This is a genomic window from Mycolicibacterium sediminis, from assembly GCF_010731735.1.
Classification (GTDB): domain Bacteria; phylum Actinomycetota; class Actinomycetes; order Mycobacteriales; family Mycobacteriaceae; genus Mycobacterium; species Mycobacterium sediminis.
Map to the genome: position 1 here is coordinate 3,286,554 of NZ_AP022588.1, position 12,066 is coordinate 3,298,619.

A 12,066-nucleotide genomic window follows, 5' to 3' on the forward strand; every position below is an offset into this window, starting at 1 on the left:
CGTCAGCGTTCGCGCTGGGCCGCCCTGACCAGCCCGCCGCCGATGATGAGCCGCTGGATCTCGCTGGTGCCCTCGTAGAGGCGGAGCAATCGGACCTCGCGGTAGATGCGTTCGACCGGGACCCCGCGGATGTAGCCGGCGCCGCCGTGGACCTGCACGGCGAGGTCGGCGACCGTACCCACCATCTCGGTGCAGAACAGCTTCGCCGTCGACGGCGCGATGCGCCGGTCCTCACCGGAGAGCCACAGTCGAGCCGTCTCGCGGACGAGCGCGCGACCGGCCATCACGCCGGCCTGCTGGTCGGCGAGCATGGCCTGGACGAGCTGGAACTCACCGATCGGCGTGCCGCCCTGGGTGGCGGTCGCCGCGTAGCGGACCGACTCGTCCAGAGCGCGCTGGGCGGCGCCGACCGACAGCGCCGCGATGTGGATGCGTCCGCGCGCCAGCGACGTCATCGCCGCCCGGTAGCCGATGTCCACGGCACCACCGACGAGCGCGTCGTCGCCGACCCGCACCTCGTCGAACCCGACGTCGGCCGTCCAGGCGCCCTCCTGTCCCATCTTCGCGTCCTTGGGGCCGACCGTCACGCCGGGCGCGTCCGCGGGCACCAGGAAGACGGCGATGCCTTGGCCGTCGTCGTCGGCGGGACGGGTGCGGGCGAAGACGAGGAAGAGATCGGCGGTGGGCGCGTTGGTGATGTACTGCTTCTGCCCGCTGATCGACCATGCCACCTCGTCTCCGGAGCCGTCCCGCACGGCCTTGGTCCGCAATCCCGCCGGGTTCGAACCCGCGCCCGGCTCGGTGAGGGCGAAGGACGCGACCACGTCGCCCGAAGCGATGCCGTCGAGCCACCGCGCCTTCTGCGCGTCGGTGCCGAAGCCGACCAGGACCTGCCCGGCGATGCCGTTGTTGGTGCCAAACATCGACCGCAGGGCGAGAGTGGTGTAGCCGAACTCCATCGCCATCTCGACGTCCTGGGTGATGTTCAGGCCGAGTCCGCCCCACTCCTGCGGGATGGCGTAGCCGAACAGTCCCATCTTGCGAGCCTGCTCGCGGACGTCGTCGGGAACCCGGTCGTCGGCCATGATCTCCGACTCCCTCGGCACCACCACGTTCCGCACGAAGTCGCGGGTCGCGGACAGTACGTCGGCGAAGTCCTCGTCGCTGACGGTGTCGTCCGTCGTGTCGGCCATGTCGCCTCCAAGCTCCGGGTCGGGGGGTGAGGTGCGGTCGACGGAGATCATATTTTATGTTTGCCGTTGACCCGACTGAGAGGCTGGACAATCGATGGGACTGCTCGAGGGACGCACCGCCGTCGTCACCGGTGGCGCACAGGGGATCGGCTTCGCGATCGCCGAGCGCTACGTCGCCGAGGGGGCCCGAGTCGTCCTCGGCGACCTCGACCCCGACGCCACCGATGCCGCCGTGACCCGGCTCGGTGGACGCGACGTGGCCCGCGCCGTGCGGTGCGACGTCACGAACGCCGCCGAGGTCGAGGCACTGGTGGCCGCCGCGGTCGAGGCCTTCGGCAGCCTCGACGTCATGGTCAACAACGCGGGCATCACCCGCGACGCGACCATGCGCAAGATGACCGAGGAACAATTCGACCAGGTGATCTCGGTGCACCTCAAGGGATCCTGGAACGGCACCCGCAAGGCCGCCGACGTCATGCGCGAGCAGAAGAGCGGCGCGATCGTCAACATCTCGTCGATCTCCGGCAAGGTCGGACTCATCGGCCAGACCAACTACTCCGCGGCCAAGGCCGGCATCGTCGGCCTGACCAAGGCCGCGGCCAAGGAGGTCGCGCACCTCGGCGTGCGGATCAACGCGATCCAGCCCGGCCTGATCCGGTCCGCGATGACCGAGGCCATGCCGCAACGCATCTGGGACGCGAAGCTGGCCGAGATTCCCATGGCACGGGCGGGGGAGCCCAGCGAGGTCGCGTCGGTCGCGTTGTTCCTGGCGTCGGACCTGTCGTCGTACATGACCGGCACCGTGCTCGAGGTGACCGGCGGGAGGCACGTCTAGATGACCCGGGACGCCGTGATCTGCGAGCCGGTACGCACTCCCATCGGCCGCTACGGCGGCATGTTCACGCGCCTCACCGCCGTCGACCTCGGGGTCGCGGCGTTGCGTGGTCTGCTCGACCGCACGGGGATCGCACCGACCGACGTCGAGGACGTCGTCCTGGGACACTGCTACCCGAGCATGGAGGCGCCGGCGATCGGTCGGGTCGTCGCGCTCGACGCGGGTCTGCCGGTGACCGTGCCGGGCATGCAACTCGACCGGCGCTGCGGCTCGGGCCTGCAGGCGGTCGTTCAGGCGGCCATGCAGGTCTCGACCGGACAGAACGACCTCGTGGTGGCCGGTGGCGCCGAGTCGATGAGCAACGTGGTGTTCCACTCCACCGACATGCGCTGGGGCGGCGCCCGGGGCGGCGTGACCGTCCACGACGCACTGTCGCGTGGCCGCAGCACCGCGGGCGGGCGGGACCATCCCGTTCCCGGCGGCATGCTCGAGACCGCGGAGAACCTGCGCCGCCAGTACGGCATTCCGCGCGACGAGCAGGACGAGTTGGCCGTCCGGTCCCACCAGCGCGCGGTGGCTGCTCAGCGCGAGGGCAGGCTGGCCGAGCAGATCATCCCGGTCGCCGTCGGCGACACCGTCGTCGACGTCGACGAGCACCCGAGAGCCGACACCTCGGTGGAGGCGCTCGCGAAGTTGAAACCCGTTCTGCGCGCACAGGACCCGGATGCCACCGTCACCGCAGGCAACTCGAGCGGCCAGAACGACGCCGCGTCGATGTGCATCGTGACCACCGAGTCGAAGGCCGCCGAACTGGGGTTGACGCCGCTGGTGCGCCTCGTCTCCTGGGGCGTGGCGGGAGTGCCGCCGAACGTCATGGGCATCGGGCCGGTTCCCGCCACCGAGGCGGCGCTGGGCAAGGCCGGTCTGAGCCTCGCCGACATGGACCTGATCGAACTGAACGAGGCCTTCGCCGCCCAGGCGCTGGCCGTGACGCGGGAGTGGGGGTTCGCGCCATCCGACTTCGACCGCACCAACGTCGACGGATCCGGTATCTCGCTGGGGCACCCCGTGGGCGCGACGGGTGGCCGGATGCTGGCCACCCTGGCGCGCGAACTGCACCGGCGCGGCGGTCGGTACGGCCTGGAGACGATGTGCATCGGCGGCGGGCAGGGACTGGCCGCGGTGTTCGAGAGGGTGGGCACGGCATGACCAGACTTGCGCAGACCGTCGGCCTGACCGACGTGCAGACCGAGATCGTCTCGACGGTGCGGGACTTCGTCGATCGGGAGATCATCCCGAACGCGCAGGAACTGGAGCACGCCGACGCCTACCCGCAGGCCATCGTCGACGCGATGCGCGACATGGGGTTGTTCGGACTGATGATCCCGGAGGAGTACGGCGGGCTCGGCGAGTCGCTGCTGACCTACGCGCTGTGCGTGGAGGAACTCGCCCGCGGCTGGATGAGCGTGTCCGGCGTCATCAACACCCACTTCATCGTCGCCTACATGATCCGCCAGCACGGCACCGACGCCCAGAAGCAGCGCTTCCTGCCGCGGATGGCGACGGGCGAGGTTCGCGGCGCCTTCTCGATGTCGGAGCCCGAGCTGGGCTCCGACGTCGCCGCGATCCGCACCAGGGGTGTCCGCAACCCCGACGGCGGCTACGCCATCACCGGCCAGAAGATGTGGCTCACCAACGGCGCCAGCTCGAGTCTGGTTGCCGCTCTGGTGAAGACGGACGAGGGAGCGGAGAAACCGCACCGCAACCTGACCGCGTTCCTCGTCGAGAAGCCGACCGGTTTCGGCGAGGTCGCGCCCGGGCTGACGATTCCCGGGAAGCTCGACAAGCTCGGCTACAAGGGCATCGACACCACCGAGCTGATCTTCGACGGGTACGTCGCCGCGGACGACGACGTGCTCGGCAACGCGCCGGGGCGTGGCTTCGCGCAGATGATGGACGGCGTCGAGGTGGGCCGGGTCAACGTGGCGGCCCGCGCGTGCGGCGTCGCACTGCGGGCCTTCGAACTCGCCGTGCGGTACGCCCAGCAGCGCAGCACGTTCGGCAAGCCGATCGCCGACCACCAGGCCATCGCCTTCCAACTCGCCGAGATGGCGACCAAGGTCGAGGCGGCGCACCTGATGATGGTGAACGCCGCTCGGCTCAAGGACTCCGGCGAGCGCAACGACGTCGCGGCGGGCATGGCGAAGTACCTGGCCAGCGAGTTCTGTGCCGAGGTCACCCAGCAGAGCTTCCGGATACACGGCGGCTACGGCTACTCCAAGGAGTACGAGATCGAACGGCTGATGCGCGATGCGCCGTTCCTGCTGATCGGCGAGGGCACCAGCGAGATCCAGAAGACCATCATCAGCAGGAACCTGATCGATGAGTACCGACTCTGAACGCGGTTTCACGCCCCGCCCGCAGCTGTCGGACGACGTCGCCCGCTACGTGAGGCGGCGGATCTTCACCGGGGCGTTCCCTGCCGGCGAGTATCTGCGCCTCGACCAACTCGCCGCCGAACTGGGCATCAGCGTGACGCCGGTGCGCGAGGCCCTGCTCAACCTGCGCGCCGAGGGCCTGCTGGTCCAACATCCCCGACGCGGCTTCATGGTGCTCGAGGTGACCGCCCGCGACATCGTCGACGTGGCGTCGGTGCAGGCGTTCATCGGCGGCGAGCTGGCGGCGCGGGCGGCCGCGAACATCACCGACGAGCAGCTGGCCGACCTCGTCGCGATCCAGGACGATCTCGAATCTGCGTACGAGACCGATGATCTCGAGCGGACGGTGCGGCTCAACCACGACTTCCACCGCGCCGTCAACGTCGCCGCAGACTCGCCCAAGCTGACGCACGTGATGTCGGCCATCACGCGGTACGCGCCGGAGTCGGTGTTCCCGACCCTGGCCGGGTGGCCGAAGCAGTCGATCAGCGACCACCGACGGGTCATCGCCGCATTCGAGCGCCGCGACGCCGCCCGTGCGCGGACGGCGATGGCCGAGCACTTCACCGTCGGCGTCGCGCCACTGACCGACCACCTGATCGAACGCGGCGTGATCGCGCCCGACGCCTGTGCCGAGGCCTCGGGCGGGGCGTGAGCAACTCCCGTGCCCACTTGACGGGAGCGCAACAGTTACTGCTAGTTTTGTAACGTCGAGACGGAGCAGAGTCTCACCCTGTCGAAGCGAGGTCCGAAGACATGTCCACACCCGTCATCGTCGGTGCCGTCCGGACGGCCATCGGTCGGTCCTTCAAGGGCACGCTGGTCAACACCCCTCCGGAGACGCTGATCACCGCCGTCCTGCCCGAGGTCGTCCGCCGTTCCGGCATCGACCCCGCCGACATCGACGACCTCATCTTCGCCGAATCACACTATGGCGGTGGTGATCTCGCACGGTACGCGGCCACCGCCACCGGTCTGGAGCACGTCCCCGGCCAGTCGGTGAACCGCCACTGCGCCGGCAGCCTCACCGCGATCGGCAACGCCGCCGCCCAGATCGGCTCCGGCATGGAGCGCGCCCTCATCGCCGGCGGCGTGCAGTCGCTGTCGATGACACCCCTGGTGAACTGGCGCATCCCGGGACCCGAGCTGAAGTTCGAGGAGCGGTGGATGCCACCGACCCACGTCGAGACCCCGGACGCGCCCGCCAAGGACATGTCCATCACCGTCGGCTGGAACACCGCGCAGGCCGCCGGCATCTCGCGCCAGGAGATGGATGCGTGGGCCGCGCGGTCGCACCAGCGCGCCGTCGCCGCGCAGGACGGCGGGAAGTTCGACGAGGAGATCCTGCCGCTGAAGATCACCCAGTTCGACGGATCCATCACCGAATTCGCGGTCGACGAGCATCCGCGCCGGGACACCACCGTCGAGAAGCTCGCGGGGCTCAAGGTGCTGCACCCCGAGATCGAGGGCTTCTCGATCACAGCGGGCAACGCAAGCGGCACCAACGACGCCTGCGCGGCCGTCGCGCTGACCGAGCGGGACTACGCCGAGGGCGCCAACCTCGACGTGCTCGCGACGGTCAAGGCGTGGGCGTCGATCGGCGTGGCGCCCCGCGACACCGGTCTCGGCGGTGTCCGGGTCATCGGCAAGGTGCTCGAGCGCGCCGGCCTGTCGGCCTCCGACGTCACGCTGTGGGAGATCAACGAGGCATTCGCCTCGGTGCCCATCGCGGCGTGCAAGGAGTACGGCCTCGACGAGGAGCGGGTGAACTTCTCGGGCAGCGGATGCAGCCTCGGGCACCCGATCGCCGCGTCCGGCGCACGCATGGTCACGACGCTGGTCTACGAACTGCGCCGGCGCGGTGGCGGCATCGGAGTCGCGGCGATGTGTGCGGGCGGCGGCCAGGGCGGTGCGGTCGTCGTCGAGGTCTAGCCGACCTCCTTCGCGTCGAGTGTGGGCTCGTGTCATGGTCTTTCGCGTTTCGCGTGGCGGTAACCAACGTTCGCGAGAGGAACCTATAGTGGTGGGCACCGTGCAGGAGCACGAGCCGGCACGACATCCGTCCGGCAAGACCCACTCGGCGAAGGGGCCAGCGTGTCCGATGTAGTCCTCCGCGAGCGCCAGGGGCGCACGCTCGTCATCACGATCAACCGGCCCGAGGCGCGCAACGCGTTCAACCTCGCGGTCGCTCAGGGCCTCGCCGACGCGATGGACGAACTCGACGACACCCCGGAGCTGTCCGTCGCCATCGTGACCGGCGCCGGCGGCAACTTCTGCGCGGGCATGGATCTCAAGGCCTTCGTGGCGGGCGAGGTGCCGACCATCCCGGGACGCGGCATCGGCTTCACCGAGCGCCCGCCGCGCAAGCCGCTGATCGCAGCCGTCGAGGGCTACGCGCTCGCAGGCGGGACCGAGATCGTGCTCGCCACCGACCTCGTCGTGGCGGCGAAGGATGCCAAGTTCGGCATCCCCGAGGTGAAGCGCGGCCTGGTCGCCGCGGGTGGCGGGCTGCTCCGGCTGCCGCACCGCATTCCGTATCAGAAGGCGCTCGAACTGGCCCTCACCGGCGACAGCTTCACCGCCGAGGAGGCCTCGCAGTGGGGCTTCGTCAACGTGCTGACCGAATCCGGCGGTGCGCTCGACGGTGCGCTGGCCCTCGCCGACCGCATCACCGCCAACGGTCCGCTCGCGGTCGCGGTGACCAAGGAGATCATCGCCAAGTCGGCGGGCTGGTCCGAGGCCGAGATGTGGAAGAAGCAGGGCGAATTGGTGATGCCCGTCTTCTCCTCGAAGGACGCGATCGAGGGGGCGACGGCGTTCGCCGAGAAGCGCAAGCCCAACTGGACGGGTGCCTGACGGCCGGGTGTCCTCATCGCTGCTTGCGGATCCCACGAGCCATGGTCGTGGTTCTCGCCATGGGATGCAGAATCCACGACCCTGACGCGCACATTCGCGTAGCGCCGATCGCGTGGGCCCTCACGCCACCGCACGACTGCGCCAGAGGCTGCGATCCGCGCAGGACTACGGCCCTCGATTCGGTTCCACTGCCGGGTGAGCTCAGCTTTCCCCCGGTTCGTCAGCCCGCGGCGCGGGACGCGGCGTAGGCGGCGCTGCGGATCGTCTGAACGTCGTCGATGAATGCGGCGGCCCGACGCGCGTACGCGTGCAACGCCTCCTCGTCGGCGGCGGTGAAGGCGCCCGGGCGGCCGGAGTGCAGCGTGACGACTCCCAGCAGCCGGTCGTCGGTGGACATCGCAGCGGTGAGGATGGACCGGGCGCCCAGCCTGCCGGCCGCCGCCATCCACTCCGGGACCGGGGTGCCGTCGCCGGGCAGTTCGGCCCGGATCGTCGTACGACCGTTCCACGCCGAGCGGCAGGGGTTCTCGACGAAGTGGTCGTACAGCGCGTTGAGGCCTTCGGCGAGTGCGTCGGTACCGACGGAGGTGATCCGTCGTCCGCCGCGCGTGAGCAGGATGACGCCGCACCCGTCGCCGGCCCGACGGGTGGCCTGCGCGGCCACGAGCCGCAGAGCCTCGTCGACGCCACCTTCGGCCACGTTTCGGGTCACGACTCTCCCTTCTTGCGAAGAGTCGAGGGCTGCGACGCTCCGGCACGGGACCGGTACCCGGCGTCCCGGCCTGCAAACCAGGGGGCGACCGGTCAGCGCGCAGGCGCACCGTAGTCGCGGCGGATGCGGTCGCGCAGGGCGGTCAGGCCGGCATCGAGGGGAGGCTCGTCGCCGAACAGCATCCACCGGTGCACGATCCCGAGGCCCGCGGTGCTGACGTCGAGCGTGGCTGCGGCCACGTCGACGTCGGCCCGGACGGAGCCGTCGACGATCCCGGCGCGCAGGCCCGCCTCGACGGTGTCCGCTCCGCCCGCCAGCCAGGCCTGCATGCGGCTCCGCAGCGCGGAGGTCGCGGGCACGGCCTCGAAGGCCAACACGAACAGCGCACGGGTGAACACGGGATCCGCGAGGTACAGGTCGACGATCCGGTCGACGTGACGCAGCGCGACGCTCAGTCCGTCGGCGTCGCCGGCCGGCGCGGTGTTGGCCCGCGCGTCGTAGGCGTCGCGGAAGAGGGTGTCGAGGATGGCGTCCTTGCTCCCGTAGCGGGCGTGCACCATCGCCCGGCTGTACCCCGCCCGACGGCCGATCTCCGCGGCAGTCGTCGTCTCCCAACCCTTCTCGACGATCAGCGCGGCGGCTGCCTCGACGAGCCTGCGTGCGGACAGCTCGACGCGCTCGGGTTGGGTCAGCCCCTTGGCGGGGGAGGGCACCCTTGCATATTAGACGCTCGACAATTAACTTCGTGTCGGGACACTGGAGGTGGTGCGGTGACGCGGTCCGCCCGCGAGGTGGTGGAGGCCTACAACCTCGTGGTGTGGAACCAGCGGGACGTCGCACTCGCCGAGGAGTTGATGGGCGACACCGTGATTCGCCACGACGTCGGTTCGGTGCACACGTTGAGCCACGACGAGGCCGTGGCCCGGATCGTGAACCACCTGCAGATGTTCGAATCGATCCGGTTCGACCTTCGACTGGTGGTGGCCGGCGACGACGGCGAGCACGTCGCGATCGTGTACGAGTCACCGATGACGCTCGAGGACGGCACGGAGACGACGATCGGGAGCATGGAGGTCTTCCGCGTCGTCGACGGCCGGATCACCGAGGTCTGGAACTGTGGCTACAAGCAAGGAGTGTGGGCGTGAGGGTGCTCGACGAACTGGGCTACTACCTGCTTGCCGGCGCCGGGGGCGAGGGCCCCGCCACGCTGATGGACGAGGCCCGCCGCGGCGAGGAACTCGGCTTCGGGACGGGCTTCATCTCCGAGCGGTGGAACGTCAAGGAGGCGTCGTCGCTGACGGGTGCGGCGCTCGCCGTCACCTCCACCATGCGGATCGCCACGGCCGCAACGAATCACAACACGCGCCACCCGTTGATCACCGGGTCCTACGCCACCACGATGCACCGGCTCTCCGGCGGCCGCTTCACCCTCGGCATCGGCCGTGGCATCGCGGCGATGTACGACGCCTTCGGGGTGCCCGCCGTGACCACCGCGCAGATGGAGGACTTCGCCCGGGTCATGCGCAGGCTGTGGCACGGCGAGGTGATCATCGGCCACGACGGATCCCTGGGCACGTACCCGGTGCTGTTCCTCGACCGCGACTTCGACGAGGACATCCGGCTCGCGATCGTCGCGTTCGGACCGCAGACACTCTCCCTCGGCGGCCGGGAGTTCGACGACGTCATCCTGCACACCTACTTCACCCCCGAGACGCTCCAGCGCGCCGTCAGGACCGTCAAGGACGCCGCCGAGCGGGCCGGCCGCGACCCGGCGAGCGTGCGCGTGTGGTCGTGCTTCGCGACCGTCGGTGACCACCTGCCCGAGGACCTCCGGTTGAAGAAGACGGTCGCCCGCCTCGCCACCTACCTGCAGGGGTACGGCGACCTGCTGGTCACGACCAACGGCTGGGACCCGGCCGTGCTCCGGCGTTTCCGCGAGGACGCGGTCGTCACCTCCATCCCCGGGGGGATCGACCACGAGGCCAGCGCGGAGCAGATCGAGCACATCGCGACCCTGATCCCCGACGAGTGGCTCGAACCGTCTGCGACGGGTTCTGCGCAGCAGTGCGTCGAGCGGATACGCCAGGAGTTCGACCACGGCGCCGACGCCCTGATCATGCACGGCGCCACCCCCGACGAACTGGAACCCATCGTCGCGCAGTACCGCGCGACCGACGTCTGAGCCTCGCCCGCCGAACGGCCTTCTCTATGCTGGCGGAGGAGTTCGAACGGGGAGGACATCGTGCGCGACGACGGGACGAGCGATTCAGCCGGAGGGCCGGAGGGTACGGAGCCGGCTCCGCAGAGTCACAGCGCCGGTTCGATCCGCTGGCAGGACGCCGCCACCACCCGCCCGCGGCCGCCGACGGTCGCCGAGGCGCGCCAGCGGGACAAGGCGCAGAAGGCCCGGGAGGCGGCCGAACTCTTCGCCGAGGACCAGAGGCGCAGGCAGGAAGCCAGCTCGGCGTCCGGGCGCAAGCTCATGATGGGATCGATCGCCGTGATCGGCCTGGTCGGTGCAGTCGCCCTGGGCTACCACGTCCTCAACGACGACGACGAGGTCTCCGCGACGTGCGTGCGGGACGGCACCAACGAGGTCGTTCCCGAGCAGTACTGCTCGTCGGGCTCCGGGGGCGGCGGCGGGCTGTTCATCTTCGCGGGGTCGCCCTACCGCTACTACTACGGTGGCAACAACGGAGGCGTCGGCACCACGGCGAGGGGCGGCACCCTCGAACTGCCGAAGGGGGCCACCGGACGCACCTCCGCGGGACAGTCGATCTCGCGCGGCGGCGGCGCCGACTCCGGGTCGGTCACGCGCGGCGGCTTCGGGTCGAGCAGCGCGGGCGGGTCGGGCAGCTGACGTGAGGCGCGAACGCCATGCCCCGCGCGCCGACTGGCAGCGCATCGTCGGCGAGCAGGGCATGTGTTACGGCACGCCTGCTCGCGACTCCACCGGCGCCGAGCGCCCCTACTGGGACGAGTCGGTGCACTACGTCTTCGACATGGACGAGGTGCTGTCCATCGAGGCGTCGGTCGAGGTGCTGCACTCGATGTGCCTCGACGCGGTCGAGCACGTCGTCCTGACCGAGCGGTACCGCGAATTCGGGCTGCCCGAGTGGTCGTGGGAGCACGTCGAGAAGTCGTGGCGCCGGCGCGACCCGCACCTGTACGGCCGCTTCGACCTCCGCTACGACGGGCGCCGCCCACCGGTCCTGCTGGAGTACAACGCCGACACCCCGACCTCGCTGCTCGAGGCCGCGATCCTGCAGTGGCACTGGAAGACCGCGGTGTTCCCCGAGGACGACCAGTGGAACTCGCTCCACGAGAAGCTCGTCGCCCGCTGGGCGGAGATCCGCGACCTGCTGCCCGGCGCCGAGACGCACTTCACGTGGTCGTCGGCCGACCCCACCGGCGAGGACAACGTCACGCTGGCCTACATCCAGGAGTGTGCTGCCGAGGCCGGGCTGAGCACCGTCGGCCTCGCGATCGAGGACATCGGCTTCGACCGCGACCTGAACCGGTTCGTCGACCTCGAGGAGGCGCCCATCGCCTCCATCTTCAAGCTGTACCCGTGGGAGTGGCTCATCGACGACGACTTCGGCCGTCGCGCAGTCGAATCGCTGCCGCAGACCATGTGGGTGGAACCGATGTGGAAGACCCTGCTCAGTAACAAGGCCATCCTGGCCGTGCTGTGGGAGATGCATCCGGGTCACCCGAACCTGCTTCCCGCCTACGTGGACGATCCGCACGAACTCGTCGACTACGTGCGCAAGCCGAAGCTCGGCCGGGAGGGTGCGAACGTCACCATCGTGGCCGACGGGCACGAGACCCAGACCGGCGGCGTCTACGGCGAGGAGGGGTTCGTGTACCAACTCTTCGACCCGCTACCGCAGTTCGACGACATGCGGCCGGCGCTCGGCGCGTGGATCGTCGGCGACGAGTCCGCGGGCCTGGGCATCCGGGAGACCTCCGGGCTCGTCACCGACGACGGCGCCGCCTTCGTCCCGCACCGCATTCCGCTGTCCTGACCGA

General features: G+C 69.9%; 13 protein-coding genes. 10 read left to right on the plus strand and 3 right to left on the minus strand.

From position 1 onward, the window contains the following. Positions 1–2 precede the first annotated feature (2 nt). The gene (locus G6N64_RS15745; protein WP_163797898.1) at positions 3–1,193 is read right to left on the minus strand and encodes an acyl-CoA dehydrogenase family protein; all 1,191 of its coding nucleotides are present in this window, start codon (positions 1,191–1,193) and stop codon (positions 3–5) included. Between the two features lie 94 nt (positions 1,194–1,287). Between G6N64_RS15745 and fabG the strand changes: the two genes are divergently transcribed. The 6 genes from fabG (at position 1,288) to G6N64_RS15775 (ending at position 7,322) form a co-directional block, all read left to right on the plus strand. Next, a complete protein-coding gene (fabG, locus tag G6N64_RS15750; protein WP_163797899.1) occupies positions 1,288–2,028 on the plus strand; it encodes a 3-oxoacyl-ACP reductase FabG in 741 nt (246 codons plus the stop codon). After that, positions 2,029–3,237 (plus strand): acetyl-CoA C-acetyltransferase, encoded by a 1,209-nt coding sequence (locus tag G6N64_RS15755; RefSeq protein ID WP_163797900.1) that lies wholly within the window; start codon positions 2,029–2,031, stop codon positions 3,235–3,237. It abuts the gene before it with no gap. After that, complete coding sequence (locus G6N64_RS15760) at positions 3,234–4,427, plus strand: acyl-CoA dehydrogenase family protein (RefSeq protein ID WP_163797901.1); 1,194 nt, start codon at positions 3,234–3,236, stop codon at positions 4,425–4,427. Before G6N64_RS15755 ends, G6N64_RS15760 begins: the two co-directional genes overlap by 4 nt. Continuing rightward, positions 4,411–5,121, plus strand: coding sequence for a GntR family transcriptional regulator (locus G6N64_RS15765; protein WP_163797902.1), 711 nt, complete (start codon positions 4,411–4,413; stop codon positions 5,119–5,121). Before G6N64_RS15760 ends, G6N64_RS15765 begins: the two co-directional genes overlap by 17 nt. A 101-nt stretch (positions 5,122–5,222) precedes the next feature. Continuing rightward, positions 5,223–6,398 (plus strand): thiolase family protein, encoded by a 1,176-nt coding sequence (locus G6N64_RS15770; RefSeq protein WP_163797903.1) that lies wholly within the window; start codon positions 5,223–5,225, stop codon positions 6,396–6,398. A 162-nt stretch (positions 6,399–6,560) separates the two neighbouring features. After that, positions 6,561–7,322: a crotonase/enoyl-CoA hydratase family protein gene (locus tag G6N64_RS15775; RefSeq protein ID WP_163797904.1), complete on the plus strand. Its 762-nt coding sequence runs from the start codon at positions 6,561–6,563 to the stop codon at positions 7,320–7,322. Positions 7,323–7,542: 220 nt separating this feature from the next. Here G6N64_RS15775 and G6N64_RS15780 read toward each other — a convergent pair whose 3' ends face one another. Both G6N64_RS15780 and G6N64_RS15785 read right to left on the minus strand, forming a co-directional pair. Then, positions 7,543–8,034, minus strand: a complete 492-nt coding sequence (locus G6N64_RS15780) for a GAF domain-containing protein (RefSeq protein ID WP_163797905.1) — start codon at positions 8,032–8,034, stop codon at positions 7,543–7,545. A 92-nt stretch (positions 8,035–8,126) separates the two neighbouring features. Then, positions 8,127–8,747 (minus strand): TetR/AcrR family transcriptional regulator, encoded by a 621-nt coding sequence (locus G6N64_RS15785; RefSeq protein ID WP_163797906.1) that lies wholly within the window; start codon positions 8,745–8,747, stop codon positions 8,127–8,129. 57 nt (positions 8,748–8,804) lie between these two features. Between G6N64_RS15785 and G6N64_RS15790 the strand changes: the two genes are divergently transcribed. The 4 genes from G6N64_RS15790 (at position 8,805) to G6N64_RS15805 (ending at position 12,062) form a co-directional block, all read left to right on the plus strand. Further along, complete coding sequence (locus G6N64_RS15790; protein WP_163797907.1) at positions 8,805–9,179, plus strand: nuclear transport factor 2 family protein; 375 nt, start codon at positions 8,805–8,807, stop codon at positions 9,177–9,179. Then, positions 9,170–10,216, plus strand: a complete 1,047-nt coding sequence (locus G6N64_RS15795) for a TIGR03857 family LLM class F420-dependent oxidoreductase (protein WP_163797908.1) — start codon at positions 9,170–9,172, stop codon at positions 10,214–10,216. The genes G6N64_RS15790 and G6N64_RS15795 overlap by 10 nt, the downstream gene beginning before the upstream one ends. A gap of 141 nt (positions 10,217–10,357) precedes the next feature. Continuing rightward, positions 10,358–10,894, plus strand: coding sequence for a hypothetical protein (locus tag G6N64_RS15800; RefSeq protein WP_163801841.1), 537 nt, complete (start codon positions 10,358–10,360; stop codon positions 10,892–10,894). 1 nt (position 10,895) lies between these two features. Further along, the gene (locus tag G6N64_RS15805; RefSeq protein WP_163797909.1) at positions 10,896–12,062 is read left to right on the plus strand and encodes a glutathionylspermidine synthase family protein; all 1,167 of its coding nucleotides are present in this window, start codon (positions 10,896–10,898) and stop codon (positions 12,060–12,062) included. Positions 12,063–12,066 lie beyond the last annotated feature (4 nt).

Coding starts and splice junctions, on each gene's coding strand:
- G6N64_RS15755 (WP_163797900.1), top strand. CDS start 2,029: ATGACCCGGGACGCCGTGATCTGCGAGCCGGTACGCACTCCCATCGGC.
- G6N64_RS15760 (WP_163797901.1), top strand. CDS start 3,234: ATGACCAGACTTGCGCAGACCGTCGGCCTGACCGACGTGCAGACCGAG.
- G6N64_RS15770 (WP_163797903.1), top strand. CDS start 5,223: ATGTCCACACCCGTCATCGTCGGTGCCGTCCGGACGGCCATCGGTCGG.
- fabG (WP_163797899.1), top strand. CDS start 1,288: ATGGGACTGCTCGAGGGACGCACCGCCGTCGTCACCGGTGGCGCACAG.
- G6N64_RS15745 (WP_163797898.1), bottom strand. CDS start 1,193: ATGGCCGACACGACGGACGACACCGTCAGCGACGAGGACTTCGCCGAC.
- G6N64_RS15765 (WP_163797902.1), top strand. CDS start 4,411: ATGAGTACCGACTCTGAACGCGGTTTCACGCCCCGCCCGCAGCTGTCG.